The sequence below is a fragment of the Streptococcus parasanguinis genome, assembly GCF_031582885.1.
Lineage (GTDB): Bacteria > Bacillota > Bacilli > Lactobacillales > Streptococcaceae > Streptococcus > Streptococcus parasanguinis_M.
On record NZ_CP133988.1, the window covers coordinates 1322419 to 1347400 of the forward strand.

Genomic DNA, 24982 nt, shown 5'->3' on the forward strand with positions numbered 1-24982 from the left:
ACAGATTCTATCCAAATCGCCTTATTTTGAGAGCTGAGCATATCATATTTTATAAAGTCATTGTTTCAATTAGATATAAACTGGATGAGTAGATGAAATTAGATATTAGAATTGAGCAAGCTTTGCAAGCAATAAATTTTGTTGCACGATACGAGCAACTATCCAACTATTACAGTAAAGATAGGACACCAGAGGGTCAAGAACTTGATTATTTTGACGGTGATTTTTTAATGGAAATCGTAGAATCATTGGGCTATGATGTTCAGTATGATAAGCGAGAACGATTTTTCCATATTAACTTGCAGCAAGTTGAGAATTTTCGTTTTGGTTTTCATTTTGCTTTTGAACATGGTAGATTGGAATTGATTTGGGTCATATATGAAGGAGATAAAGCTATTATGGGTAGTCCCTTTGCATCTTATGCTAAATGGCTAATTTCTAGAGAGTATATTATTCTAGATCCTGTTATTTCTGATTATATTGATTTTCGGGATGTTATGAAAATTGCTTTTGAAATGTATGAGGATTTTAAAGAAGCATTTTTGAAGATTGCTAAAGATCAATAATTTAAAAATTTCAATTGGCCATCAGGCTCGTTCCATGCCAAAATGTGGTAACTAAGGTGTTATCGCATTTTTTATTTTTGTGAGTTTTTGTTATACTGGATTTAAACTTCTAAACTTTATTACCAGTCAGCTACTGGCCAACTTGGAAATAAATACAAGTCCTATAGAGCAAGTCAAGCAGCTAATGTAAATATCCACAGTGGGGAAGGACTAACTTTAAAGAGAGAGTGAAAATAACTTATCAGACCAGAATAGTGAGGTGATTGAATGGTTAAATTTTCAAAAATAGATAAACAATTAAAAAAAGAACTGAATCAATGCGTCCGCGTGGCAGCTAAGCGATTGAAACTTAAATCAAGAAGTGAGAGGTTTTTTGATAAAGTAGGAGACTATCTAGTTAAATATATGATCGATATTAAATTTCCAGATAATCAGTTTTCTATAACAATTCAACCTTCAATAAAACCCTATATGATTGATGATATCTTTTGGGAAGTTTTTGATATGGACAGTAATTCGCAGGAGCCAATGAGTCTTCGAGCAGTAGGAGCCTTTACAGTCGATAGTTTATCATTACCATATAAAATATTCAAAGAAGAATGGACGATGGAGGATCTTGACATAGAAAAAGTAGAATCTAAGGTTTTTGAGGTACTCTCAGAAGTGCATGAAGAAGTCTTAAAACTAATAAATAGCTTTCTAACATTTGAAGATTTTTACGTCTATGCAGTCGAGAATGGACCAAGCCTTGTGGGTTATGATTTAATAGGAATGCTATTATTGATCCACCGGGAGCAGTATGCAGAGGCACTACAAATGGCTGAAGGTTTGATCGCAAATCGTAAATTCGGAGGATTCCAAAATAAGGGTAAATGGATCAATGAATATATAGTTGATTATTGTAAAGAAAGGCTAGGAAAATGAGTGTATTTGAAACTGAACAAATTGATACAATGGGGGTTGTGGATGGGAATCTGGAGTTATTGATTATAGATACCTGTGACTGGAAATATGAAGATGAACATTTTGATTTGCTTGAAGACAAGCTCAATCATTATCTTCTTTACCTTGATAGTAAGCAGTATGTTCAAAAGTATGGAGACAACTTTAATGAAATTATCATTTCAATCCATTTTATGTATGATTTAGTTGAGAATGCAGTGAAGTATTTAAATGTCGTATCACAACAACTAGCTGAATCTGGATATACCTTACATATTCACTTACCTGAGTAAATAGTAAAGCCACCTTTTATGGTGGTTTTCTTGTACCGGAAGATGTTATAATATGACTTATATTACTATCTATTTATTGTAAACAGAAGCAAAACTTAAAGCGCAAGAATGGCTAGATACCCAAGCTACTCTTCACAATTCTGATCAGATATCTGGAGGTTATCCAGATAAGATTGGTGGTATGGGCGATACAGATGTCAACTCAACTATTGGAAATCAATGGAGAAATAGTCTTGATTGTATTGATGAGCAGATTCAGACAATGGCGAAAACAATGTCTCCAGAACAACTACAGAGTACATATTTAAATGTTAGACTGACTGATTGAAAGGAGATCCAATGATTTCAGATTTTGTAAAAGTTGCAGACATGCCTAAAGAGGTGATTGAAAATTATAAGGATAAAGTCCCTGTTGAAGTGCTTGAGATTTGGGAAAACCAAGGTTTGGGTACTTTTTTGAATGGCTACCTAAAAGTCATAAACCCAGATGACTATAGTGAATTAGTGAGAGATTCGTATTTTAGGGGTGATATTGCTATTCCTATATTTGCTACGGCATTTGGAGATATCATAACTTGGGAAGAAAATGAATTTTTAGGATTTATAAAGTATAAATTTGGAACTTTTGATAGCTTTTTAGAAGACTTGTCTATGTTCTTACGTTTTCTTTCTGATCAAAGTTTTACAGACGATTATTTTGAATTGCCACTCTACACTGAAGCGATTGAAAAATATGGTTTGTTAGATTATGATCAGTGTTTTGGCTTTGTACCCTTGTTAGCATTAGGTGGATTCAAAGATGTAGATCATCTAGATAAGGTTAAGATGTATGAGCATATCTTATTAATAACCGCATTGGTAGGGAAGATTGAATAGGGGAATATTCTGCAAATACGTAATGATATGATGGATAATTTTCAATAAGAGGAACTAGTAATGAGTACAGTAGATCTAATTATTAATCACATTACAAATCAAACAATGACATATAAGTTGTTAAGAGAGTTTACCCCATTTTCTTTAAGTGAAATAAAGTCTAGAATAGAAAAAAATGAACCAGTCATGTCAGTCAATGATTTGAAACTAGATGAATTAAAGAAAATAAGAGAAGTTTTAAAAAGATTAAACAGTTTAGGAACTATAGTGACTATAAAGGATGTTACGGGTGAAATAAATTTAGAGGTATTGAATAATATGATTGCTAGTTATGAAGGGATCGCAGAAGACACAGAAGAACTAGATGAACTCATGTTATTTGATGAGGAATAGAATTCTATATACAAATTCATAAAAGGAGAAATTGTGCATAAATTTATCGCTAAAATAAAATCAGATTGTAATGAGATAAAAATCATGAAAATTATACGAGATTTTAGTCATGAACCAATTGGAATCATAAAAGAAAAAATGGCCAATAATACATTTGTAGTTGAAACAGAATATTTGAATTTAGATCGATTAAAGGTTTTTAGAAAAACACTAGAAGAAATAATTGAATTGGGTGGGAAGGTTCAATTATTTTTTGATGACGAAATTGTATCTATGCAGTTTTTAAGTAATGTAGTAGAATCACAGGAAGATACAAAAAATCAAATTGAGCAAGGTGACTCTTATATGTTTTATGAAGAAGATTGAAATTCATAAAATGAAGCAGATTTATTATTTTTAAAATAAACAATCTCCTATTATATTTAATAATCATTTTCGTGGATGGTATGGAGGAAATTGGAAGATGAGTTTACCGGGTGAACGAATTAATATAATGCAAGATTTTTAAAAGGATGGAATGATGTCAGTAATCTATTCAAAAGTTAAAATGACAGATAATATTTTTGAAGCCTGTAAATTGATAAGAAACTTTATTGGTTTACCAATTGCTGAAATAAAAAATAAGATTCAAAAGGGAGATGTTTTATTAGAATGTGATTATCTTGATTTAGAGGAATTAATAAAAATGAAGGACCTCTTAAATAGCCTTAAAGCATTAGGTGCTCAAATATATTTATACAAAGGCAATCACGAGGTAAATATGGACTTCCTTAGTAATACAATTGAGTCTTACAAAGGAATTACTGAGGACAGAGAAAAAATAGATGAACTTATGTTTTCTGATGAGGACTAGTTAACTCATAATTCTACACAAATTTATCATCTCTAACACGTATAATAACTTCTAATAAGATAAACCATCCAATTCAAATGGATGGTTTTCACTTTTTTTATTTGTTTTTGTTATACTTAAGGCACACAGATTTTTCAATCCATAAAGGAGTAGTTATGAATCATCGAATCGCTATTTTATCTGATATCCACGGAGATACGACAGCCCTTAAGGCAGTGATTGCGGATGCGCGTGCTCTAGGCGCGACGGAATACTGGCTTTTAGGGGACATTTTGCTTCCGGGGCCTGGAAAAGAGGACCTTTTTGAGTTGCTGGATGCGATACCTATTACAGCGGCTGTTCGAGGAAATTGGGACGATTGTGTCCTAGAGGCCTTGGATGGCGAGTATGGTCTTGAGGATCCGCAGGAGATCCAGCTTCTTAGACTCACTCAGTACCTCATGGAAGGACTAGATCCTAAGCGGATCGATTGGCTTCGGTCCCTTCCTTTGGTAGAGAAGAAGGAGGTCAATGGTATTCGCTTTTCACTGACCCACAATTTGCCAGAAAAGAATTACGGTGGAGACTTGCGTCCAGCAAATGCGACGGAGAACTTTGACCAATTGCTGGATGATCAGACGGATATGGCGATCTACGGTCATGTCCACAAGCAGTTGCTTCGCTATGGCAGTCAGGGCCAACAGATCCTCAATCCAGGAACTATTGGTATGCCTTATTTTGACTGGGAACCAATTCAAAATCACAGAGCCCAGTATGCACTGATTGATGTCGAAGAAGATGGGGTGACCAACCTGCAATTTCGTAAGGTGGCCTATGACTATGAAGCAGAGCTCCAAGATGCCAAGGACAAGGGCCTTCCCTTTATTGAGATGTACGAAGAACTGAGACGCAAGGATAACTATCGGGGCCATAACATCGAGCTGCTAACTGGCTTAATTGAGAAATACGGTTATGGCAAAGAAGTAGCTGCCTATTTCAATCTTTCCAATGAATCATAGGTAGATCTCTTGTGTATTCAACCTATAAAAAAGAAGCGGATCTTCAAAATGTCCGCTTCTTTTTTCACAATCTTAGGCTGTAAAACCCTGCAAGCTCTTTCATTTTGTGTTAAAATAGAGGTAACAGAAATAGAAAAGGAAGAAGCTTATGAAATTTCTAGAGCTCAATAAAAAACGCCATGCGATCAAGCATTTCACTGACCAACCGGTCGATCCAAAGGATGTACGGACTGCCATTGAGATCGCAACCTTGGCCCCTAGTGCCCACAATAGCCAGCCTTGGAAATTTGTGGTCGTTCGTCAAAAAAATGCAGAATTAGCAAAATTAGCCTATGGTGCAAACTACGATCAAGTCATGGAAGCACCTGTGACCATCGCCCTCTTTACAGATACTGATTTGCAAAAACGGGCTCGTAAGATTGCACGTGTCGGTGGGGTTAAAAACTTCACAGACGAGCAGTTGCAATACTTTATGCAAAATCTTCCTGCTGAATTTGCGCGCTATGATGCCCAACAAACAAGTGATTACTTGGCTTTGAATGCCGGTCTTGTGGCTATGAACTTGGTACTTGCTTTGACGGATCAAGGCATTGGAACCAATATTATCTTGGGATTTGATAAATCAAAAATCAATGAAGTATTGGACATCGAAGAGCGTTTCCGTCCGGAAGTCTTGATTACGGTTGGCTATGCGTCTGAAAAAGTAGAGCCAAGCTATCGCTTACCAGTGGACGAAATCATTGACAAACGCTAAGCCATTTAGCAAATAAAATATTGAGGAGGAATTCATGACAACAGTTGACTTTAAAGCAGAAGTAGAAAAACGTCGCGATGAGATGATGGCTGACTTATACAGCCTCTTGGAAATCAATTCTGAACGCGATGACAGCAAGGCAGATGCGGAGCATCCTTTTGGACCTGGTCCTGTAAAAGCTCTTGAAAAATTCTTGGAAATTGCCAAGCGTGATGGCTATGAAACTAAGAATGTCGACAATTATGCCGGTCACTTTACCTTTGGTGAAGGAGAAGAAGAGCTTGGAATCTTTGCCCATATGGACGTCGTGCCTGCTGGTAGTGGCTGGAAGACAGACCCATATAAACCAGAAATTATCGATGGTAAGCTCTATGCGCGTGGTTCGTCTGATGATAAAGGGCCTACAATGGCCTGCTACTATGGTTTGAAGATCATTAAAGACTTAGGACTCCCTGTTTCTAAGCGCGTGCGCTTTGTTGTCGGTACGGATGAAGAATCAGGCTGGGGCGACATGGATTACTATTTCAAACACGTCGGACTTCCTGAGCCAGATTTTGGCTTCTCACCAGATGCGGAATTCCCAATCATCAATGGAGAAAAAGGAAACATCACTGAGTACCTTCATTTTGGAAATGATAACACAGGAAGTGCTCATCTCCATAGCTTTACAGGTGGACTTCGTGAAAACATGGTACCAGAGTCAGCGACTGCAGTAGTTTCTGGACAACTACCAGATCTTGCTGGCCTCTTAGATGCCTTTGCCAAGGAACACCAGCTTCAGTATGAAATCTCAACTGTTGATGAAGAAACTTATACTGTTACGATCGTTGGGAAATCTGCTCATGGATCAACTCCTGAAGATGGGATCAATGGTGCGACCTACTTGGCTCTCTTGTTGACCCAATTTGATTTTGGTGGTGCTGCTAAGGCTTACCTTCATGTGACAGCTTCACTTCTTCACGAAGATTTTGCTGGTGAAAAATTAGGAATTGCCCATACAGATGCCAAAATGGGACCATTGAGTATGAATGCAGGTGTCTTCCATTTTGATGACAGCCAAGCAGACAACACTATTGCCCTCAATATCCGTTACCCTCAAGGTACAGATCCTGAAACCATCAAGTCCACCCTTGAAAAGATTGAAGGAGTAGCTACAGTAAGCTTGTCCGCTCATGGTCACACACCTCACTATGTTCCGATGGATGACGAATTGGTATCCACTCTCTTGCGTGTTTACGAAAAACAAACTGGACTCAAAGGACACGAACAAGTGATCGGTGGTGGTACCTTTGGTCGTCTCTTGAAACGTGGGGTTGCCTTTGGTGCTATGTTCCCAGACTATGTCAATACCATGCACCAAGCTAATGAGTTCGCAGATGTCGAAGATCTCTATCGTGCAGCTGCAATTTACGCAGAAGCTATCTATGAACTAATCAAATAATCCACTACTCGGCCAGTTTTTCTGGCTGAGTTTTTCCATAGAAGGAGGACTTATGTCAACGATTGAAAGCATTAAACAAGCCATTATGGCAGATCCTCAAAATAAAGCATATACGGATAAAGGGATCGAGCCACTCTTTGCAGCCCCAAAGACAGCTCGTATCAATATTATCGGACAAGCTCCAGGGATGAAGACGGAAGAAGCTGGTATTTACTGGAAGGATAAGAGTGGTGACCGCCTGCGCGAATGGTTAGGAGTTGACGAAGACACCTTTTATAATTCTGGTTTGTTTGCGGTCATTCCTATGGACTTTTATTTCCCAGGGCATGGAAAATCTGGTGACCTTCCACCTCGCAAAGGCTTTGCGGAAAAGTGGCACCCTCAACTTCTCAAGGAGTGTCCGGATATTGAGTTAACCCTCTTAATTGGACAATATGCCCAAGCATACTACCTTCATGAAAAGGTTAGTGGCAAGGTAACCGAACGGGTTCACCATTTTAAAGATTATTTGCCAACCTATTTTCCACTTGTTCACCCTTCCCCTCGCAATCAAATCTGGATGGCTAAAAATCCTTGGTTTGAGGCAGAAGTGGTGGCGGAATTGCAAACCTTAGTACAAGAGATCATTCAAAAATAAAGGAGAGCGACGATGGATCCTTATCAACAAGTTAAAGAGAAATTAGACGAGTTAGGCATTTCATTTGACGTGGTGGAACACCCACCCGCATTCACGACTGAGCAGGCGGATTCTTATATTGAAGGCTTAGAAGGTGTCCGGACCAAGTCCATGTTTTTGACCAACAAGAAGAAAACCCAGTACTATCTGCTCATCATGGATGACCAGAAACCCTTGGACATGGATGATTTCAAAGAGCAAGTAGGAGCCAATCGGATCCGCATGGCTTCAGCTGAATCGCTAGCTGAAAAAATGCAATTACCAGCAGGGACGGTATCTCCATTTGGTTTATTGAACAATGAAGAAAAAGATATTCTCGTCTATTTCGATCAGGACATTGTGTCAGAGGAGATCATGACCTTCCATCCCAATACCAACGAAAAAACGATCTTTATTAAAACCCAAGACTTGTTCCGATTTTTAGAGGCTATTGGCTTTCATTATGAAATTCTAACCCTTCCATAACAAAGGAGAAATCATGAAAGAAATTCCATTTAATGACTTTGTAGCAAAGTACCAAGCAGGAGAAATTAACGTCGTCGATGTCCGTGAGCAGGAGGAATATGATGCCCTTCACTTAGATGGGGTTCGTCTTCTTCCCTTATCTGAGTTAGCAGATCGCTACCAGGAATTAGAGAAGGATCAACCCTATTATGTCATCTGCAAGTCTGGTCGACGCTCAGCACGTGCTTGCCAATTTTTGGAAGAGCAAGGCTATGATGTGACCAACGTCCAAGGTGGCATGGATGCATTTGAATCCTAAGAAACGGGAGTGGGAAAGAACTCCTTAAAATAAAAAAAGTTGAAAAGGTTCCCCAAACCTTTTCAATCTTCCCACCTCCGCATAGCTTCAACAGTCTGGGAGACTGTTGAAGGTTGTGGATAAAGGAAACTTTGTTTCCCTCATTAGGTCATCTTTGGAGCTTAAAAGGCGAACAAAGATGCCAATCAACCACTGCGTCTTGCACTTATTCCTATCAAACATCAAAGGCTGGACAGTTTTTGCCCAGCCTCTTTTTCTTTACTAATTTCTAAAAATGAATAGAATTTGTATGTTTTTCAAAAGATCTTGCAGGGATTTTCCAGTCTTTCATTGAAAATGGTTCAGAAATTTTGTATAATACCCTAGTATAAACAATAGTTAAGGAGATTCATTATGTCAAAACAAGATTGGCTGGATTATTTCGAAGCCGTAAATGGTCGTTCTGCTAGTGCAGAAGAAATTGCTCAAGCACTGGCTGCAGGAGAATTTCAAGAAGAAGTAGTGGTTCCAGAAACCCCACAAGCCCCAGAATTTGTCGCAGCACCAACTGCACCTGTGGAAGAACCAGTTGCTGCTCCACAAGCCCCAGAGTTTGTTGCAGCGCCAGAAGCCCCACAAGCTCCAGAATTTGTCGCAGCGCCAGCAGCTCCTCAAGCTCCAGACTTTGTCGCAGCGCCAGCAGCTCCTGCAGCGCCAACTGCTCCTACAGAAGAACCAGTCGCAGCTCCAGTTCAAGAGCCTGCCCCTCAAGCTGCTCCAGCGAATGGACCTGCTTTCCAACAAGCTCCACAGCAAGCCTACCAACAACCGACTCAAGTAGCTTATCAACAAGCACCTTACCAAGGTCAACCAGGACAAGCTTATCCTGCCCAACCAAGTCAATTTGGTGTAGCCGTTGGTGGTTACTGGAATTGGTTCCTTTCAGCTTTGAAACGTCCAACAGCTGTAGAAAATCCAAAAGCTCTCAACGGAATTTTACAGTATGTCTTAACTGCCTTTGTCTTGACCCTATCAACTTTCTTCACAGCTAGTGGAGCTACAGGTGGTTATGGAATGGATTTCCGTGCCTTTATGTTGACATTGATTTCCCTATTCTTTAGCGTTTACGCCTTCCAAGTAGCTGGATTCTTTGTTCGTCGTGTGGTTCTTCAAGACAAGGAATATAGTTACGGTCGTTCATTTGAAGAGTTTGGACGTTTGTCTGTTTACACTTTGCCACTTGCCCTTCTTGCTTTCTTAGTAGGTCTTGTAAAAGTTTATGAATTTTATGGCTTTGTAAACTTCCTTATTTTCTTCTTGTTCTTTGTTGGAACATGCTATGTCGTTCATCAAGGATTGAACAAGACAAGCTTTAAAGCAGATAAATTCTTGCTTCTAGTAGCATCATCTGTTGTCTTGCTTCTGATTGCGATCTTTGTCATTTATGTGAATGCTCGTATTTTAGAACAAGTAGCTATTGGATTTATTCCAAGTGCTCCAAATTTCTCTAACTTTGGATTCTAACAATATCACAAAACGGAAGGTGGGGGAACCCACTTTCCCTATTTTATAATGAGGGAGAAGAGATCCATGCAAAAGAAATGGGTTGAATTATTTGAAAAAGTGATCGGTCGCAAACCGTCACCAGAAGAGTTTATGGCTGGGAAAGCCTGTGGATTTGATTTAAAACAAATTCAGTCTATCGCAGGCAATGCTCCAGAAGAAGTAGCTCCTGTAGAGGAACCGGTGCTTGAACCAGTTGAAGTAGTGAAGAATGTCGATCCTCTTCTAGCAGCTCGTCAGGCTTGGTTGCAACATTTTGAAGAAACCTATGGCCGCAAGCCAAGTGCGGAAGAATTTACCGCGGCTAAAAGTCAAAACTTCGAGTTTTTTGTAGAACCTGTGCCTGAAGCAGAATTTGCGAACCCAGATTCAACAGAAGAAACACAGGAATATGTACCTCAACAGCCGACTCAAGAGTATACGACTCCACTTGCCGCTGAGCAAACGCAGGTCTTTGCTGGTCCAAATGTTACAGAAGCAGGTCCAGCTCAGAAAAAACAAAAGGCCCCTAAAACGAAGGGTGGAAAGAAACTTTCCAAGAAGAAAATTGGGATTATTTCTGCTATCGCAGTCCTTGTGATCGCTTTGGTAGCGGCCTTCTTTTACTTCCAGTCTACAACACGTGTCGAAGTGACTGCAGATAAATTCATTAAGGCAGTGGACACCAAAGATTATCGCGAGGCAGCAGACCTTCTTTCAACCGATAACGACAAATGGACGAAGGATGAAGCCGAAAACTTTATTACCAGCATGGAAGATCAAGGGGTCGATATCGGCACAGAGTTGAACAAGATCATCGATAATGGTGGAGAAGGTAGCTATACGGATAAATCTGGAAACAAGATTTTTGGTTTGGAAAAGGCGGACAAGAAATTTGGAATCTTCCAAGAATACCGTGTGGCCAGCTATCCAGTGCAAGTCAAGGTCAAGACCAATTTGGACCAAGCCAAACTCAAAGTGGCTGCCAATAAAACGGTAACCTTGAAGAAAGATGCAGTGACAGACCTTGGTTCTTTCCATTACAATACAAAAGAAATGGAATTGACTGCTAAAACTGAAGTCGGAAATGTCACTTCTAAGATCCATCTCAATCCTAAAAAAGCAACTAAGAACAACTTAGAATTGCAGTTGAATTCTGAAAAACGCAATTTAGAAGTTGAGTTCCCAGATGAAGTTGAAAACCCAACGGATGTGAAGGTTGTAGTCAACGGCAAAGAAGTCGGAACCAGCACGACCTTTGAAGTAGATAGCATCCCTTATCAAGAAATTGAAGTACATGCTGTCTTCAACATGAATGGGGAAACCTATACAACTGAGAAGGCTAAGGTGACGATTGAAGAGGGTGAGAACGATCCGATCGAACTCAAACTAGCCAAAGATACCCTAAAACGCATCAAGAGTGCACAAGATGCTAAGAAAGCGCAAGCTGCCAAAGAAGAACAAAATCGGACCTTGGCGGAAGAATTCTTGAAAGAGTACCGCGACGCTGTCTTTAGCTCCGTTTCAAACCGAAATAACACCTACTCTAAATACTATGACACACAAAGTCAAGCTTACAAGGACATGGTTGAGTTCACAACTGGTGATGGTGTTCGAAAGGCTAAAATTGATTACTATACTCCAGGAGCTTTGGATATTCAAAGTGTCACTGAAGAAAATGGTGTGGTGACGATCAAGACTTATGAAGACTTTACCGTGCATTATACAGATAGTCATCCAGATTCACAAAACCGTAAGTACAAGACCTACACCTTGAAAAAAGTAGGCGCAAGTTATGTGATTACAGATATTGTCGTAACAAAAGAATCATAGGAGATTCCCCATGAAAGCAAGATTTTCCAAATTAACTTTGGTGACAGTTGCCTTGTTAACCCTGACAGCTTGCTCCCAATCTCAATCCACTAGTTCTAAATCTTCTGCAAAAGAAGAAAGCAAACAGACTCAAACCAAGTCTTCCAAAGAAACGTCTTCTGCAAAGGATACGTCAAAAGAGACAGGAAAAGAAGAGTCGTCAAAAGCTGGTAAGTCAGATGTGAAAGTGGATTCTGGTGTGAGCTATAATGGTTCCTACTATAGTGTCAAAGGGAAATATGGTGAGGTCATGATCGCCAACAAACACTATCCCTTGTCGCCTGACTTTAACCCAGGTGAAGATCCTGAAGCTGTTTCAGCCCTTCATGAATTGATCGCAGCCATGCAGGCAGAAGGTTATCCGATCAGTGACCAATATAGTGGTTTTCGTAGCTACGATACCCAAGTTGGCCTCTATCAAAACTATGTCAATCAAGATGGTCAGGAAGCAGCAGATCGTTATTCTGCAAGACCAGGTTATAGTGAACACCAGACAGGTTTGACCTTTGATTTGATCGATACCAGTGGGAATCTGGTGACCGAACCTGGACCAAGTAAGTGGTTGCTCAAGAACGCCGCTAAATATGGATTTGTGGTTCGTTACCAAGAAGGTAAAGAAAAAGTAACAGGCTACATGCCTGAAAGCTGGCATCTCCGCTATATCGGAAAAGAAGCACAAGATATCGCTGACTCAGGTTTGAGTCTAGAAGAATACTATGGCTTCACCGGTGGCGATTACGTTGATAAATAAAAAAGGTTGGGATTGACATCCCAACCTCAGATTGAAGACAAAGTCATATAAAAAACTTTCCTTAGGTGAGTACGGACGTCAGCGAACTTCTACGAAGTTCCATGACTAATTATTGAGCCTAAGGTCTCAATAATTCCGAGTGCCTGAATCGTTATTGTTTCAGGCACTTTACTCACAGCGGAAAGTTTTGGTATTTTCTTGATTCATCTAAAAAATGGAACTCAATTTTATTTCTTATCAGAATCGCTTAATTTATTTTACTTTAAAATAGTTTGTCTACATTTTAAGGTTGGGATAGATATCCCAACCTTTTTATTGTATGTTTTTTAGAAACTCATCCAGCTCTTTTTGGTTCTTGAGAGAGATAAATTTTTCGGGGTAGGTGGAGTGGATGTTTTGATACCTTTCTCTGGCAGTTTTTGTTCGTCCGTCCCAAAGAATCCAACGGATGAATTCCCAATCGAAGCGTTCAGGGCACCCTGCTGCCATACTCTCACGGACGTGTCCCTTATAACGGCGGTATCGTTTCCACCCTCTATAGAGGCAGTTCCAACGAGAGAAGTTGAGAAAGATGATCTGGTCGGCTTGCTCCATTCTCTCCTCATAGCAGCACCAAGAGTAATTGCCATCAATGACCCAGTCTCTATGATCGCTGAGAAACTGTCTCATCTCTTTCTCCATCCAATCCCGATCACTGTCTATCCAACCCGGTTGAAATTGAAGGGTGTCCATATGTAGCTTGGGAATGGAGTAGTAGCGAGCTAAGTTTTCAGCCAAGGTAGATTTTCCAGATCCAGAATAGCCGATAATAACAATTTTCATAAGCACCTCTCAAAATTTTAGGAACAAAAAAAGCTCCGGAGAGCTTGATTTTTATGCTGTTCTTGATTAACCAAGTTTCGCTGCAAGACGTGCTTTATCACGGCTAGCTTTATTCTTGTGGATCAAACCTTTAGTTTCTGCTTTATCGATAGCTGAGCTAGCAGCGCGGTAAAGTTCTTCAGATGGGTTTGCTTCAAAAGCTTTGATTGCAGTACGCATAGCTGATTTTTGAGCTGAGTTTTTTTCGTTTTGTTTAACGTTCAATTCAGCGCGTTTGATAGCTGATTTAATGTTTGCCAAGTTATTCACCTCCATTGATAATCTAACTATCTCATTATATATGAAAAGTTAAGATTTGACAAGCCTAAAATAGCTTTTCCTTAAAAAAGTACCGTTAAAAGGCCATTTTCTCTAGCGTTTGAGATAAATTTCGTCGATTTCATGGTTGGTTGCCTTATGGAGAATCAGATCAGCTCGGTTTCTGGTTGGTTGGATGTAATGTTGCAAGTTGACTAAATTAATGGATTCCCAGACCTGATGGGCCATGCTTAAAACTTCTTCTAGGGGTTGCTCTGTAAATCGATAGTAGTAGTTATTAGGATCATTTTGAGCTAATGCAAGTAGTTTTTGGAAACGATCGATATACCAAGATTCGATATCATCAACTGCGGCATCCACATAGATTGAAAAATCAAAGAAATCGGTCATATAGAGACTGTCATTTTGCGGATTTTGAAAGACATTGATTCCTTCGACAATGACAAAATCAGCCGGTAAAATGGTTTGCTTCTCATCTGGGACAATATCGTATATTTCGTGGGAATAGACAGGGATTTCTACGCTCTTGTTGTTTTTAATTTGATTGAGAAAATCAAGGAGCAATTCCATATCATAGCTTTCTGGAAATCCTTTTCGATTGAGGATCTCTTGTTCTTTTAAGATAGCATTTGGATAGAGGAAGCCATCCGTTGTCACCAATTCTACTGTCGAGCCTTCGAAGGTTCGCGATAGCAGGATTTGAAGTAAACGGCTAGTGGTGGATTTTCCAACCGCAACACTCCCTGAAACCCCAATGATAAAGGGTTGGCGTTCACTCGTTTTTTGGAGAAAAATACCTTTTGAGAAGGCCAAATCTTCTTTGGAACGCTTGTAGATTCCAATCAAGTTTGTCAAAGGCAGGTAGACGTCTCGTACATCTTGGAGGTTGATGCGGTCGTTAAAACTTTTAATAGAATTGAGCTCTGTTTGAGAGAGTGGTGGGGTGGTTTTGCGGTGCAAATTCTGCCAAGTTTCCCGATTAATTTTTTCAAAATGTAGAAATTCTTTGTCCATATGTCACTCCTATTGTAGTCTTTAGTATACCAATTTTTAGAGGTCGTGTAAACGATTTAAAAAAGGAATGAATTATGTTAAAATAACCTTATGAGTAAAATGTATTTCGATGTAAACCCAGATGCAGCCCATGATATTCATGATCTGGCTGTTGTTTTATTGGGGCAAAAGATGAATTTCTATACGGACGCGGGCGTCTTTAGTAAAAAAATGATTGACTATGGAAGCCAGGTGCTCTTATCAACCCTGGATTTTCAAGAAGGGGAAAGTGTCCTTGATGTTGGCTGTGGCTATGGTCCGATCGGCCTCTCTCTAGCTAAAGCCCAGGGAGTTGCAGTGACTATGGTCGATGTCAATGAGCGGGCACTAGACTTGGCTAAGAAAAATGCCAGCAGAAATGGCGTGGAAGCTCAGATCTTTTCTTCGGATGTCTATGAAGCAGTAGAAGGGGTCTTTGACCATGTGATCAGTAATCCGCCGATCCGAGCTGGAAAGAGAGTGGTCCACCAAGTGATCACCGGTAGTTTTGAACATTTGAAACCAGGTGGAGATTTGACCATTGTCATTCAGAAAAAACAAGGGGCTCCGAGCGCTAAGGCCAAGATGGAAGAGACGTTTGGCAATTGTGAAATCGTAAAAAAAGACAAAGGCTATTATATTTTAAGAAGTGAGAAAGAATCATGAGAGCAGTAGATATCATTCAGAAAAAAAGAGATGGTCTTGCCTTAAACAAGGAAGAAATTGAATGGCTGCTTGAGGGCTATGTGGCTGGAACAGTACCAGATTACCAAATGTCTGCTTTTGCTATGGCCGTTTATTTTAAAGGGATGACGACGGAAGAAATTTCTCATATGACCATGAAGATGGTCCAAACGGGGCAACAGTTTGATCTGTCAGCTATTCCAGGGATCAAGGTGGACAAACATTCGACTGGTGGTGTGGGAGACAAGGTAACTTTGGTCTTGGTGCCTTTGGTTGCAAGTTTCGGAGTGCCGGTTGCCAAAATGAGCGGTCGTGGCTTAGGCCACACAGGTGGAACCATCGATAAGTTGGAATCCATTAAAGGCTTCCAGATTGAACGGACCCAAGAGGAATTTATCCAACAGGTGCAGGAGATCGGCTTATCGGTCATTGGGCAGTCTGACCAACTCGTAAAAGCAGACAAACTCTTGTATGCTCTGCGTGATGTAACGGCGACAGTGGATACCATTCCTTTGATTGCTAGCTCCGTCATGAGTAAGAAAATTGCTGCTGGTGCGGATGCTATTCTTTTGGATGTGACAGTGGGCGAGGGTGCCTTTATGAAGAATATTGAGGATGCTCGTCGCTTAGCACGTACCATGGTGGATCTTGGAAATGCAGTGGGTCGGAAAACCATCGCTGTCATTACAGATATGAGCCAACCTTTGGGAACCAGTATTGGTAATCGTTTAGAAATTTTGGAAGCCTTGGATATTCTGAAAGGGCAGGGCCGAGCTGATGTCACAGAGTTTATTTGTGAATTAGCGCAAATCATGTTGAAATTGGCCAATGTAGAACAATCGATTGAAGCCATCCATGAACACTTGAACAATGGTCAGGCTTTAGCGAAGTTTGAAGAAATGGTTGTGGCTCAAGGTGGAGACTTAGAAGATTTGCATCGTCCCGTCAAAGTGGATCAGGTCCTTGAAGTAACAGCGGACAAAGATGGCGTCATTGCTGCTTTACCTGCCATGGAGTTTGGCTTGTTTGCCATGCGCTTGGGTGCTGGCCGTGCTGTCAAATCAGATCCCCTCGATTACGAAACAGGAATTGTGTTTGACAAAAAAGTGGGAGAGCACGTCAAAAAAGGGGAACGCATTGCCCGTATTTTCATGAATGAAAAAAATTCACAAGAAAGAGTTACAGAATTCAAAAAAAATGTTAAAATACTAGAAAGGGCTGAAAGCGTTAAAGAAATTATTGAAATAATATCTTAAGCAGCTCAGGAGATTGTATGAAGTTAAATAAATATATCGATCACACTCTTTTAAAACCAGATGCGCAACAAGAACAGATCGAAAAGCTGATCGAAGAAGCTAAGGCTTATGATTTTGCGAGTGTCTGTGTGAACCCGACATGGGTGAATTTTGCGGCTGAGGGCTTGCGCGATTCAGACGTTAAAGTTTGTACCGTCATTGGTTTTCCTTTAGGAGCAAATACACCATTTGTCAAAGCGTGTGAAACAAAAAATGCGATTCAAAATGGTGCCGATGAGATTGACATGGTCATTAATATCGGGGCTCTTAAGTCTAAGAATTTAGCACTAGTTGAGGAAGATATCCAAGCGGTAGTCGAAGCGAGCGGTGATAAGCTGGTCAAAGTCATCATTGAGACTTGTCTCTTAACCGATGATGAAAAGATCGTTGCTTGTCAAATTGCTAAGTTAGCTGGCGCAGACTTTGTGAAGACTTCAACTGGCTTCTCAACTGGAGGAGCAACGGTAGAAGATGTTGCCTTAATGCGTCAAACTGTTGGACCCGACATGGGTGTTAAGGCTTCTGGTGGTGCTCGCTCTTATGAAGATGCTCTTGCTTTTATCGAAGCTGGTGCGACCCGTATTGGGACTTCTTCTGGTGTAGCCATCATGGAAGGTAAGGTGGCTCATGGCGACTACTGAGTTGATTGACTTAGCAGTTGAAGTGAGTCAACAAGCCTATGTGCCTTACTCTCATTTCCCAATTGGAGCTGTACTGCTAACGAAGGATGGAGAAATCTATACAGGTGTCAATATCGAAAATGCCAGTTTTGGTTTGACCAACTGTGGAGAACGGACAGCCATTTTTAAAGCTGTTTCTGAAGGAGCTCGTGAGTTTCAAGAGCTCATTATCTACGGGCAAACAGAAAAGCCCATCTCTCCATGTGGTGCTTGTCGCCAGGTCATGGCTGAATTTTTTGAGCCAGACCTTCCTGTAACCTTAGTATCTAAAGATAAATCGACGGTCGTGATGACGGTCAAGGAATTACTTCCATATTCCTTTACAGACCTGACTTAATAGGTCTGTGAGGCGGTCTTTTGACCCTTTCAATACTTCGCAACAATGTTGCACAATAATTTAGGAGGTTCAGTAATGAACAAGAAACAATGGCTAGGCCTTGGTCTAGTAACTGTCGCTGCTATCGGACTTGCAGCATGTGGAAATCGTGCGTCTAAAAAAGATAGCGCAAACTCAGAATCAAAAACTGATTTGAAAGCTGCTATCGTTACCGATACTGGTGGTGTGGATGACAAATCATTCAACCAATCTGCTTGGGAAGGTTTGCAAGCTTGGGGGAAAGAAAACGGTCTTTCTAAAGGGAACGGATTTGACTACTTCCAATCAACAGATGAATCTCAATATGCGACAAACCTTGATGAAGCTGTTTCTAACGACTACAAATTGATCTTTGGTGTTGGTTTTGCCTTGCGTGATGCAGTAGAAAAAGCGGCTTCTGACAACGAAGAAACAAACTTTGTTATCATTGACGACCGTATTGAAGGTAAAAAGAACGTAGCATCTGCTGTCTTTGCCGACAACGAAGCTGGTTACCTTGCTGGTATCGCTGCTGCGAAAACTACAAAAACTAAACAAGTTGGTTTTGTAGGTGGTATGGAAAGTGAAGTTATCACTCGTTTCCGCGCTGGATTTGAAGCTGGTGTTAAATCTGTTGACCCATCTATCAAAGTTCAAGTAGACTACGCTGGTTCATTCGGTGACGCTGCTAAAGGTAAAACAATTGCTGCTGCACAATACGCTGCAGGTGCAGACGTTATCTACCAAGTAGCTGGTGGTACTGGAGCAGGTGTCTTCTCTGAAGCAAAAGACTTGAACGAGAAGAAAAATGAAGACGAAAAAGTTTGGGTTCTTGGTGTGGACCGTGACCAAAAAGCTGAAGGTGAATACACTTCTAAAGATGGTAAAAAATCTAACTTTGTCTTGGCTTCAAGCTTGAAGAAAGTCGGAGAATCTGTAAAAGACTTGGCTAAGAAAGCTGCTGACGGTAAATTCCCTGGCGGTAAAGTGATTACTTATAGCTTGAAAGATGGTGGAGTTGATTTGACAACTGACAACCTTTCTGCAGATGCTAAAAAAGCTGTCGAAGATGCCAAAGCTAAAATCCTTGATGGATCTCTTAAAGTTCCTGAAAAATAATATTTGATTGGGCGGCCCTCCCTTTAAGGGCCGTTTCTTTTAAAGTGAGACATTTTTGTCTCAATAAAATCTGTTAGTTCTCTAGCAGATTTTATTGAAATAAAAAATTTTGAAAGGAAAACACCCACATGACACATGAATATGTCATCGAAATGCGTGAGATTACCAAAAAATTTGGTGACTTTGTAGCAAATGATAAGATTAATCTTCAGTTGCGCAAAGGTGAAATCCATGCACTTCTTGGAGAAAATGGTGCAGGGAAATCTACCCTGATGAATATGCTGGCTGGTTTGTTGGAACCAACAAGCGGAGACATTGTGGTAAATGGAAATACTGTTAACCTAGACTCACCTTCAAAAGCAGCTTCTTTAGGAATTGGAATGGTGCACCAACACTTTATGTTGGTTGAAGCCTTCACTGTTGTTGAAAATATCATCCTTGGTTCTGAAACCACTAAACATGGTGTTTTGGACCTTAAAAAAGCCAGCCAAGATATCCTTGATTTGTCTAAAAAATATGGCTTGGCAGTAGATCCAAATGCTAAAGTTGAGGATATTTCCGTTGGTGCGCAGCAACGTGTGGAAATCTTAAAGACGCTTTATCGTGGAGCCGACATCCTGATCTTCGATGAACCAACTGCAGTGTTGACACCAGCTGAAATCGAAGAATTGATGACAATCATGAAGAACTTGGCGAATGAAGGAAAATCCATTATCTTGATTACGCACAAGTTGGATGAAATCCGTGCTGTTTCAGACCGCGTAACGGTTATTCGCCGTGGGAAATCTATTGAGACAGTAGAGATTGGTGGAGCTACTAACCAAGACTTGGCCGAAATGATGGTCGGCCGTTCTGTTTCCTTTAAGACTGAAAAAGGTCCTTCTCAACCGAAAGAAGTGGTCTTGTCGATCGAAAACTTGGTTGTAAACGAAAACCGTGGTGTCCCAGCTGTTAAGAATTTGTCACTGGAACTTCGTGCTGGTGAAGTCGTTGGGATCGCAGGGATTGATGGAAATGGTCAGTCTGAGTTGATCCAAGCCATTACAGGTCTACGGAAGGTAAAATCGGGTTCAATTAAGATTAAAGGCAAGGATGTTGTAGGACTACGTCCACGTCAAATCACAGAAATGAAGGTAGGGCACGTCCCTGAAGACCGTCACCGGGATGGTTTGGTCCTTGATATGATGATCTCTGAAAACATGGCTCTTCAAACTTACTACAAAGAACCTCTTAGCAAGAATGGTATTTTAAATTATCCAAATATCACCTCTTATGCCAAGAAGCTCATGGAAGAGTTTGACGTTCGTGCAGCCAGTGAAGTGGTACCTGCTAAGGCTCTCTCTGGAGGGAACCAGCAAAAAGCCATTATCGCTCGGGAAATCGATCGCGATCCAGATCTCTTGATCGTTAGCCAGCCGACTCGTGGATTGGACGTTGGAGCGATCGAATATATCCACAAACGCTTGATCCAAGAACGGGATAATGGAAAAGCCGTTCTGGTTGTCAGTTTTGAATTAGATGAAATTTTGAATGTTTCTGACCGTATTGCGGTTATTCATGATGGGAAGATCCAAGGGATCGTAACCCCTGAAACAACGAATAAGCAAGAACTTGGAATCCTCATGGCAGGAGGACAAGTAAAGGAGGGAGCATCAAATGAATAAGAATTTAAAACAAATTGCCGTTCCATTGGTGTCTGTCCTTTTAGGATTGGTCTTAGGTGCCATTATTATGTGGGCCTTCAGCTATGATGCCCTTTGGGGATATGAATTGCTGTTTAAGAAAGCCTTTGGTTCGATTAAGAGTTGGGGTAATATTTCCCGTGCTATGGGGCCACTGATTTTAGTTGCTCTTGGATTTTCGGTGGCTAGCCGGGCCGGCTTCTTTAACGTTGGACTTCCTGGTCAGGCTTTTGCAGGATGGATCATGGCGACTTGGTTTGCCCTTTCCTTCCCAAATATGCCTCGCTTACTGATGATTCCGATGACCGTTTTGATTGCGGCTATCGCAGGTGGATTTATTGGAGCGATTCCTGGTTTCCTTCGTGCCTATCTTGGAACCAGTGAGGTCATTATCACCATTATGATGAACTACATTGTTCTCTACGGTGGGAATGCCTTGATTCATAGCTTCCCAGCTTCCTTGATGAAAAACAAGGACTCAACCATTGATGTGGGAGCCAACGCTGTCTACCAGACGGAGTGGTTGCGTAATTTGACGGACAAATCACAAATGAACATCGGGATCTTCTTTGCCATCATCGCAGTGGTGGTCATCTGGTTCTTGATGAAGAAAACAACACTTGGTTTTGAAATCCGTGCCGTTGGTCTCAATGCCAATGCGGCGGAGTATGCAGGGATGTCTGCAAAACGGACCATTATCCTTTCTATGATCATTTCTGGTGCTCTTGCTGGTATCGGTGGGGTAGCAGAAGGTCTGGGGATTTACTCAAATGTCTACGTTCAAACCAGCTCGATGAGTGTTGGATTTAACGGAATGGCCGTTGCCCTTCTTGCGATGAATTCACCAATTGGTATTCCATTTGCTGCCTTCTTGTTTGGAGCACTTCAAATTGGGGGAGTTGGTATGAAGCCAGCTGCCATCCCTGAAGAAGTCGTTCAAATTGTGACAGCATCCATTATCTTCTTCGTATGTGCTCACTACATTATTGAAAAGATGATCTCGATGCGTTCAGCTAAAAAAGGAGGAGCAAACTAATGAGTATTGTAACGATTTTAAGTATTCTTGTTTCCTCTATGATTGTGTATGCAGCGCCGCTGATCTTCACAAGTATCGGAGGAGCATACTCAGAACACGCTGGGGTTGTTAACGTTGGTCTGGAAGGAATCATGGTTATGGGAGCCTTCTCAGGTATTATCTTTAACTTGACTTTTGAGCCTGAGTTAGGAAGTTTGACACCATGGTTGTCCTTGATCGTTGCTGCAGGGATTGGAGTACTCTTCTCCTTGATTCACGCGGTGGCAACCATTCATTTCCGTGCTGACCATATCGTCTCAGGTACAGTATTGAACTTGATGGCACCTCCACTTGCGGTCTTCCTTGTTAAAGCGATGTACAACAAGGGGCAAACTGATAATATCAAAGTTGCCTTCGGGAAAACGTCCATTCCAGTCTTATCTAAAATTCCGGTGATTGGGGATATTTTCTTCAACAATGCCAGCATCATTGGTTGGGTTGCGATTCTCTTCTCATTCTTTGCTTGGTTTATCATGTTCAAGACGAAATTTGGATTGCGTCTTCGTTCAGTTGGTGAACACCCACAAGCAGCAGATACATTGGGAATCAATGTTTATAAAATGCGCTACTTAGGAGTGATGATCTCAGGTGCCCTAGCTGGTATTGGAGGAGCCATATACGCTCAATCTATTTCCGTTAACTTTGCGGTGACTACTATTGTTGGTCCTGGGTTCATTGCCCTCGCAGCTATGATTTTCGGGAAATGGAACCCAATCGGGGCCATGCTTGCTAGTCTCTTCTTTGGAGCTTCGCAAAGTTTGGCTGTTATCGGGAATCAATTGCCTTTGCTTAAAGGTATCCCATCCATCTACTTGCAAATTGCGCCTTACGTCTTGACCATGGTTGTCTTGGCAGCCTTCTTCGGACAAGCAGTCGCACCAAAAGCAGATGGTGTTAATTACATTAAATCTAAATAATGCACAGAGAGAGGTTGGGACAAAAGTCCTAGCCTCTCAATTGTTTTTGGATTGTCGAGTAAGACGCAGTGGTTGAGTGGGCTCTACTACGCTGATTTCATCAGCTTTTACAGCCCTACTCAACTGTGCGGAGGTGGGACGACGAAATCGAATTCTAACGAATTACCGATTTCTGTCCCACGCTCTCTTTTGCTTTGTAAAGGCCCCTCTTAGTCGCAATTTCTTTAGATTTAGGGTACAATAAGAATACAACTTTTCATGTATCGGAGGAGCAGATGTTTAAGTGGATAAGACCCCTGATTGGCATGGTGATCGTTTTATTTATTTTATTAGTGATCCTGTTGGTTCCTGGATCAATTCCTGAAGGGGAGCAGCTGAGAAATGTGCAGGCAGGGAGTTCTTTGATTGAGCTGGCTCAAAATGCAGTTTCAAACGCTTCTGTGAGCACCGAAGGGCTCTCAACTGAGCTAAGTCTCAATTCTGTGCAATTGAGTCAGGTCGTCAAAACAAGTGCTGGATCCGCCCTTGACAATTCTGACTATCAAAAGATGGCACTAGGAATGGATGGCAATGACCTTCACGTCAAAGTTCCTGTATCATTAGGGCCAGTTGATAGCTATCTAGATTTAACCATGACTGGTCAAGTCGAAAACAATGTCATGAATTTGACCGTGACCGGTGCTAAATTAGGGAAAATGCCTATTCCAAAATTCTTGGTTCTCAACTATTTGAAGGATCAATCCAATCAAAATGGAGGCGGCTTTACAGTGAATGGTGATCAAATCACCCTTGAGATCCCTCAAGCAGGCTATAGTATCTCAAAAGCGAGAGTGGAAAATGGCAATGCGAAGGTAACCGTTAGTATCTCCTTGTTTTAAGTCTTTGTAATTGGAGTTGTCATGCTTGTCTTTGAATTTTGTGCAGAGAATTTAACTTATATTGATAAGGCGATTGCTGCTGGGGCAGGTCGCATTGAACTGTGCGACAACCTGGCAGTAGGCGGGACCACACCGAGTATAGGTGTGATCAATGAAGCAATCAAACTGACAAGAGCGAAGTCTGTGGATCTATGTGTGATCATTCGGCCCCGTGGTGGAGATTTTGTCTACACTGATCTGGAAGTCGAAGCTATGCTGACGGATATTCGTGCTGCGAAAGAAATAGGGGTTACTTGTTTTGTTCTGGGTGCGCTGACGAGCGATCGAAAGTTGGACCAGAAGGTCATGCAGCTTTTACTAGCAGCCTGTGGAGAGGCAGAGGTGGTCTTTCATATGGCCTTTGATGAGTTAGCTCATACAGATCAGCTAGAAGCGATTGAGTGGCTTTCTGATCAGGGTGTGGCCCGCATTTTAACACGAGGTGGAAATCCAGGTGACCCACTAGAGCAACGTTTTGCCCACTATCATCGTTTATTAGCTGCGGCTAAGGGAAAGATTCAGATCCTGCCAGGTGGGGGTGTGACCCTTGACAATCGTCAGCTCTTTTTGGAGCAATTGGGTGTTTGTCAACTGCATGGCACGCGCATCGTGTTTTAAAGAAGAAACGATCACTGCTTGAAGTAGTTTTGAAGATCCGTTATCAAGGTTGGGGACGTTGTTTCCAGCCTCTTCTAGTGCAAAAATGAATAAGGGAGAGAAAATGTTTTTAGAGCATTATTTTGACCGATACACCTTTCAGCCAGAAAAGGGATTGGCTTACGGATTTGAAAAGAGAGGGGCAGGCTATGAGTACCAGTGTCCCGTCTTATCGGACTCTTTTCTCTTAAAGGTCCGTGTCTGCGACCAGAAGATATCTTTTCAGGTCTATGATCAGGATACAGGGGACGAGTATATCCAGATCCATCAGGAACAGCTACAAGGAAATTTCGTTGGCCAAGTCAGAGAAGCTTGTCAGGAAAGTCTTGCAAGGATTCGCCAAGCTTGTTTTGAGGTAGAGAAATTTCTCTATCCTCAAGCCAAGCGTCTCATGGCCTATATCTCTCTGTACTATCAGGGAACGATTGAGTATTTGTGGGAGAGATCTCCAGAATCTGGTGCCATTCGCCACCGAGACACCCTCAAGTGGTATGGTGTCTTTATGACCATTGATTGGAAAAAACTAGATGCTGGCAAGTCTGGGAAAATAGAAGTTTTGAATGTTAAGTCTGATCAAGTAGCCCGTTTCATCCAGCAGAAGGGGATTTATCCAGCTTTTCATATGAATAAAAAATATTGGGTGAGTATCCCCTTAGATGGAACAATTGCTGATGAGGAGTTGTTTGCTCTAGTGGATAGTAGTTGGCAACTCACAAAAAAGGGGAAATAA

At 41.2% G+C, this 24982-nt stretch carries 30 protein-coding genes and 1 pseudogene; 28 read left to right on the plus strand and 3 right to left on the minus strand.

What is annotated here, in order from left to right; all coding sequences use genetic code 11:
- Positions 1 to 92: 92 nt before the first annotated feature.
- The 17 genes and pseudogenes from RDV49_RS06235 to ldcB all read left to right on the plus strand — a co-directional run bounded on the left by RDV49_RS06235 (position 93) and on the right by ldcB (position 12699).
- Positions 93 to 566: a hypothetical protein gene (locus RDV49_RS06235; protein WP_003007685.1), complete on the plus strand. Its 474-nt coding sequence runs from the start codon at positions 93 to 95 to the stop codon at positions 564 to 566.
- A gap of 267 nt (positions 567 to 833) precedes the next feature.
- Positions 834 to 1490 carry a hypothetical protein gene (locus RDV49_RS06240; protein ID WP_003007683.1) on the plus strand — a complete coding sequence of 219 codons (657 nt, stop codon included), beginning with the start codon at positions 834 to 836 and terminating at the stop codon, positions 1488 to 1490.
- Positions 1487 to 1801, plus strand: a complete 315-nt coding sequence (locus tag RDV49_RS06245) for a DUF6572 domain-containing protein (RefSeq protein ID WP_003007680.1) — start codon at positions 1487 to 1489, stop codon at positions 1799 to 1801. Before RDV49_RS06240 ends, RDV49_RS06245 begins: the two co-directional genes overlap by 4 nt.
- Before the next feature lie 97 nt (positions 1802 to 1898).
- Positions 1899 to 2129 (plus strand): annotated as a pseudogene (locus RDV49_RS10420) (polymorphic toxin type 15 domain-containing protein); the annotation flags it as partial.
- Positions 2130 to 2140: 11 nt separating this feature from the next.
- Entirely contained in the window at positions 2141 to 2677 is a 537-nt protein-coding gene (locus RDV49_RS06250) for a T6SS immunity protein Tdi1 domain-containing protein (protein WP_037607934.1), read from the plus strand.
- Positions 2678 to 2737: 60 nt separating this feature from the next.
- Positions 2738 to 3070 carry a hypothetical protein gene (locus tag RDV49_RS06255; protein WP_003007674.1) on the plus strand — a complete coding sequence of 111 codons (333 nt, stop codon included), beginning with the start codon at positions 2738 to 2740 and terminating at the stop codon, positions 3068 to 3070.
- A gap of 33 nt (positions 3071 to 3103) precedes the next feature.
- The gene (locus tag RDV49_RS06260; protein ID WP_003007672.1) at positions 3104 to 3436 is read left to right on the plus strand and encodes a hypothetical protein; all 333 of its coding nucleotides are present in this window, start codon (positions 3104 to 3106) and stop codon (positions 3434 to 3436) included.
- A 154-nt stretch (positions 3437 to 3590) separates the two neighbouring features.
- Positions 3591 to 3923, plus strand: coding sequence for a metallophosphoesterase family protein (locus RDV49_RS06265; protein ID WP_155106218.1), 333 nt, complete (start codon positions 3591 to 3593; stop codon positions 3921 to 3923).
- 155 nt (positions 3924 to 4078) lie between these two features.
- Positions 4079 to 4921, plus strand: a complete 843-nt coding sequence (locus RDV49_RS06270) for a metallophosphoesterase family protein (RefSeq protein ID WP_003007668.1) — start codon at positions 4079 to 4081, stop codon at positions 4919 to 4921.
- Between the two features lie 148 nt (positions 4922 to 5069).
- Complete coding sequence (locus RDV49_RS06275) at positions 5070 to 5675, plus strand: nitroreductase family protein (protein WP_003007665.1); 606 nt, start codon at positions 5070 to 5072, stop codon at positions 5673 to 5675.
- 34 nt (positions 5676 to 5709) lie between these two features.
- Positions 5710 to 7116 carry a dipeptidase PepV gene (pepV, locus tag RDV49_RS06280; protein WP_003007663.1) on the plus strand — a complete coding sequence of 469 codons (1407 nt, stop codon included), beginning with the start codon at positions 5710 to 5712 and terminating at the stop codon, positions 7114 to 7116.
- A 52-nt stretch (positions 7117 to 7168) separates the two neighbouring features.
- Complete coding sequence (locus tag RDV49_RS06285; RefSeq protein WP_003007660.1) at positions 7169 to 7753, plus strand: uracil-DNA glycosylase family protein; 585 nt, start codon at positions 7169 to 7171, stop codon at positions 7751 to 7753.
- 12 nt (positions 7754 to 7765) lie between these two features.
- On the plus strand, positions 7766 to 8257 hold the full coding sequence (locus RDV49_RS06290) for a prolyl-tRNA synthetase associated domain-containing protein (protein ID WP_003007657.1): 492 nt from the start codon (positions 7766 to 7768) through the stop codon (positions 8255 to 8257).
- A gap of 13 nt (positions 8258 to 8270) precedes the next feature.
- Positions 8271 to 8555, plus strand: a complete 285-nt coding sequence (locus RDV49_RS06295) for a rhodanese-like domain-containing protein (protein ID WP_003007655.1) — start codon at positions 8271 to 8273, stop codon at positions 8553 to 8555.
- Positions 8556 to 8948: 393 nt separating this feature from the next.
- Positions 8949 to 10058: a DUF6574 domain-containing protein gene (locus RDV49_RS06300; protein ID WP_003007651.1), complete on the plus strand. Its 1110-nt coding sequence runs from the start codon at positions 8949 to 8951 to the stop codon at positions 10056 to 10058.
- Positions 10059 to 10124: 66 nt separating this feature from the next.
- A complete protein-coding gene (locus tag RDV49_RS06305; RefSeq protein WP_196218544.1) occupies positions 10125 to 11909 on the plus strand; it encodes a TcaA second domain-containing protein in 1785 nt (594 codons plus the stop codon).
- 10 nt (positions 11910 to 11919) lie between these two features.
- A complete protein-coding gene (gene ldcB, locus RDV49_RS06310) occupies positions 11920 to 12699 on the plus strand; it encodes an LD-carboxypeptidase LdcB/DacB (protein WP_003007645.1) in 780 nt (259 codons plus the stop codon).
- A gap of 312 nt (positions 12700 to 13011) precedes the next feature.
- On the opposite strand, the gene RDV49_RS06315 is transcribed toward ldcB, so the two are convergent.
- From RDV49_RS06315 to coaA, 3 genes are all read right to left on the minus strand, one after another.
- Entirely contained in the window at positions 13012 to 13521 is a 510-nt protein-coding gene (locus RDV49_RS06315) for a DNA topology modulation protein (protein ID WP_003007642.1), read from the minus strand.
- A 66-nt stretch (positions 13522 to 13587) separates the two neighbouring features.
- The gene (rpsT, locus tag RDV49_RS06320; RefSeq protein WP_003007640.1) at positions 13588 to 13836 is read right to left on the minus strand and encodes a 30S ribosomal protein S20; all 249 of its coding nucleotides are present in this window, start codon (positions 13834 to 13836) and stop codon (positions 13588 to 13590) included.
- 96 nt (positions 13837 to 13932) lie between these two features.
- Entirely contained in the window at positions 13933 to 14853 is a 921-nt protein-coding gene (gene coaA / locus RDV49_RS06325; protein ID WP_003007638.1) for a type I pantothenate kinase, read from the minus strand.
- A 90-nt stretch (positions 14854 to 14943) separates the two neighbouring features.
- Between coaA and RDV49_RS06330 the strand changes: the two genes are divergently transcribed.
- The 11 genes from RDV49_RS06330 to RDV49_RS06380 all read left to right on the plus strand — a co-directional run bounded on the left by RDV49_RS06330 (position 14944) and on the right by RDV49_RS06380 (position 24982).
- Positions 14944 to 15537: a class I SAM-dependent methyltransferase gene (locus tag RDV49_RS06330; protein ID WP_003007635.1), complete on the plus strand. Its 594-nt coding sequence runs from the start codon at positions 14944 to 14946 to the stop codon at positions 15535 to 15537.
- Positions 15534 to 16811, plus strand: a complete 1278-nt coding sequence (locus RDV49_RS06335; protein ID WP_003007634.1) for a pyrimidine-nucleoside phosphorylase — start codon at positions 15534 to 15536, stop codon at positions 16809 to 16811. Before RDV49_RS06330 ends, RDV49_RS06335 begins: the two co-directional genes overlap by 4 nt.
- 17 nt (positions 16812 to 16828) lie before the next feature.
- Positions 16829 to 17491: a deoxyribose-phosphate aldolase gene (gene deoC / locus RDV49_RS06340; RefSeq protein WP_003001619.1), complete on the plus strand. Its 663-nt coding sequence runs from the start codon at positions 16829 to 16831 to the stop codon at positions 17489 to 17491.
- Positions 17478 to 17867 (plus strand): cytidine deaminase, encoded by a 390-nt coding sequence (locus tag RDV49_RS06345; RefSeq protein ID WP_003007631.1) that lies wholly within the window; start codon positions 17478 to 17480, stop codon positions 17865 to 17867. Before deoC ends, RDV49_RS06345 begins: the two co-directional genes overlap by 14 nt.
- Before the next feature lie 75 nt (positions 17868 to 17942).
- The gene (locus RDV49_RS06350) at positions 17943 to 19004 is read left to right on the plus strand and encodes a BMP family lipoprotein (RefSeq protein ID WP_003001669.1); all 1062 of its coding nucleotides are present in this window, start codon (positions 17943 to 17945) and stop codon (positions 19002 to 19004) included.
- Between the two features lie 128 nt (positions 19005 to 19132).
- Positions 19133 to 20668 carry an ABC transporter ATP-binding protein gene (locus RDV49_RS06355; RefSeq protein ID WP_003007625.1) on the plus strand — a complete coding sequence of 512 codons (1536 nt, stop codon included), beginning with the start codon at positions 19133 to 19135 and terminating at the stop codon, positions 20666 to 20668.
- Positions 20661 to 21722, plus strand: a complete 1062-nt coding sequence (locus tag RDV49_RS06360; RefSeq protein WP_003007621.1) for an ABC transporter permease — start codon at positions 20661 to 20663, stop codon at positions 21720 to 21722. Before RDV49_RS06355 ends, RDV49_RS06360 begins: the two co-directional genes overlap by 8 nt.
- Positions 21722 to 22678, plus strand: a complete 957-nt coding sequence (locus tag RDV49_RS06365) for an ABC transporter permease (RefSeq protein WP_003007618.1) — start codon at positions 21722 to 21724, stop codon at positions 22676 to 22678. Before RDV49_RS06360 ends, RDV49_RS06365 begins: the two co-directional genes overlap by 1 nt.
- 275 nt (positions 22679 to 22953) lie before the next feature.
- Positions 22954 to 23556, plus strand: a complete 603-nt coding sequence (locus tag RDV49_RS06370) for a hypothetical protein (protein ID WP_003007614.1) — start codon at positions 22954 to 22956, stop codon at positions 23554 to 23556.
- Between the two features lie 21 nt (positions 23557 to 23577).
- Positions 23578 to 24213: a copper homeostasis protein CutC gene (locus RDV49_RS06375; protein WP_003007611.1), complete on the plus strand. Its 636-nt coding sequence runs from the start codon at positions 23578 to 23580 to the stop codon at positions 24211 to 24213.
- A 103-nt stretch (positions 24214 to 24316) separates the two neighbouring features.
- The gene (locus RDV49_RS06380; protein ID WP_037607930.1) at positions 24317 to 24982 is read left to right on the plus strand and encodes an MmcQ/YjbR family DNA-binding protein; all 666 of its coding nucleotides are present in this window, start codon (positions 24317 to 24319) and stop codon (positions 24980 to 24982) included.

Excerpts from the sequence above, each read along its gene's own strand:
- RDV49_RS06380 (WP_037607930.1), top strand. The coding sequence starts at position 24,317 with ATGTTTTTAGAGCATTATTTTGACCGATACACCTTTCAGCCAGAAAAG.
- RDV49_RS06235 (WP_003007685.1), top strand. The coding sequence starts at position 93 with ATGAAATTAGATATTAGAATTGAGCAAGCTTTGCAAGCAATAAATTTT.
- RDV49_RS06240 (WP_003007683.1), top strand. The coding sequence starts at position 834 with ATGGTTAAATTTTCAAAAATAGATAAACAATTAAAAAAAGAACTGAAT.
- RDV49_RS06305 (WP_196218544.1), top strand. The coding sequence starts at position 10,125 with ATGCAAAAGAAATGGGTTGAATTATTTGAAAAAGTGATCGGTCGCAAA.
- rpsT (WP_003007640.1), bottom strand. The coding sequence starts at position 13,836 with ATGGAGGTGAATAACTTGGCAAACATTAAATCAGCTATCAAACGCGCT.
- RDV49_RS06350 (WP_003001669.1), top strand. The coding sequence starts at position 17,943 with ATGAACAAGAAACAATGGCTAGGCCTTGGTCTAGTAACTGTCGCTGCT.
- RDV49_RS06360 (WP_003007621.1), top strand. The coding sequence starts at position 20,661 with ATGAATAAGAATTTAAAACAAATTGCCGTTCCATTGGTGTCTGTCCTT.
- RDV49_RS06290 (WP_003007657.1), top strand. The coding sequence starts at position 7,766 with ATGGATCCTTATCAACAAGTTAAAGAGAAATTAGACGAGTTAGGCATT.
- deoC (WP_003001619.1), top strand. The coding sequence starts at position 16,829 with ATGAAGTTAAATAAATATATCGATCACACTCTTTTAAAACCAGATGCG.
- RDV49_RS06295 (WP_003007655.1), top strand. The coding sequence starts at position 8,271 with ATGAAAGAAATTCCATTTAATGACTTTGTAGCAAAGTACCAAGCAGGA.
- RDV49_RS06365 (WP_003007618.1), top strand. The coding sequence starts at position 21,722 with ATGAGTATTGTAACGATTTTAAGTATTCTTGTTTCCTCTATGATTGTG.
- RDV49_RS06255 (WP_003007674.1), top strand. The coding sequence starts at position 2,738 with ATGAGTACAGTAGATCTAATTATTAATCACATTACAAATCAAACAATG.
- RDV49_RS06285 (WP_003007660.1), top strand. The coding sequence starts at position 7,169 with ATGTCAACGATTGAAAGCATTAAACAAGCCATTATGGCAGATCCTCAA.
- ldcB (WP_003007645.1), top strand. The coding sequence starts at position 11,920 with ATGAAAGCAAGATTTTCCAAATTAACTTTGGTGACAGTTGCCTTGTTA.
- RDV49_RS06345 (WP_003007631.1), top strand. The coding sequence starts at position 17,478 with ATGGCGACTACTGAGTTGATTGACTTAGCAGTTGAAGTGAGTCAACAA.
- RDV49_RS06370 (WP_003007614.1), top strand. The coding sequence starts at position 22,954 with ATGTTTAAGTGGATAAGACCCCTGATTGGCATGGTGATCGTTTTATTT.
- RDV49_RS06270 (WP_003007668.1), top strand. The coding sequence starts at position 4,079 with ATGAATCATCGAATCGCTATTTTATCTGATATCCACGGAGATACGACA.
- RDV49_RS06250 (WP_037607934.1), top strand. The coding sequence starts at position 2,141 with ATGATTTCAGATTTTGTAAAAGTTGCAGACATGCCTAAAGAGGTGATT.
- RDV49_RS06375 (WP_003007611.1), top strand. The coding sequence starts at position 23,578 with ATGCTTGTCTTTGAATTTTGTGCAGAGAATTTAACTTATATTGATAAG.
- pepV (WP_003007663.1), top strand. The coding sequence starts at position 5,710 with ATGACAACAGTTGACTTTAAAGCAGAAGTAGAAAAACGTCGCGATGAG.
- RDV49_RS06300 (WP_003007651.1), top strand. The coding sequence starts at position 8,949 with ATGTCAAAACAAGATTGGCTGGATTATTTCGAAGCCGTAAATGGTCGT.
- RDV49_RS06275 (WP_003007665.1), top strand. The coding sequence starts at position 5,070 with ATGAAATTTCTAGAGCTCAATAAAAAACGCCATGCGATCAAGCATTTC.
- RDV49_RS06265 (WP_155106218.1), top strand. The coding sequence starts at position 3,591 with ATGTCAGTAATCTATTCAAAAGTTAAAATGACAGATAATATTTTTGAA.
- RDV49_RS06355 (WP_003007625.1), top strand. The coding sequence starts at position 19,133 with ATGACACATGAATATGTCATCGAAATGCGTGAGATTACCAAAAAATTT.
- coaA (WP_003007638.1), bottom strand. The coding sequence starts at position 14,853 with ATGGACAAAGAATTTCTACATTTTGAAAAAATTAATCGGGAAACTTGG.
- RDV49_RS06330 (WP_003007635.1), top strand. The coding sequence starts at position 14,944 with ATGAGTAAAATGTATTTCGATGTAAACCCAGATGCAGCCCATGATATT.
- RDV49_RS06335 (WP_003007634.1), top strand. The coding sequence starts at position 15,534 with ATGAGAGCAGTAGATATCATTCAGAAAAAAAGAGATGGTCTTGCCTTA.
- RDV49_RS06245 (WP_003007680.1), top strand. The coding sequence starts at position 1,487 with ATGAGTGTATTTGAAACTGAACAAATTGATACAATGGGGGTTGTGGAT.
- RDV49_RS06315 (WP_003007642.1), bottom strand. The coding sequence starts at position 13,521 with ATGAAAATTGTTATTATCGGCTATTCTGGATCTGGAAAATCTACCTTG.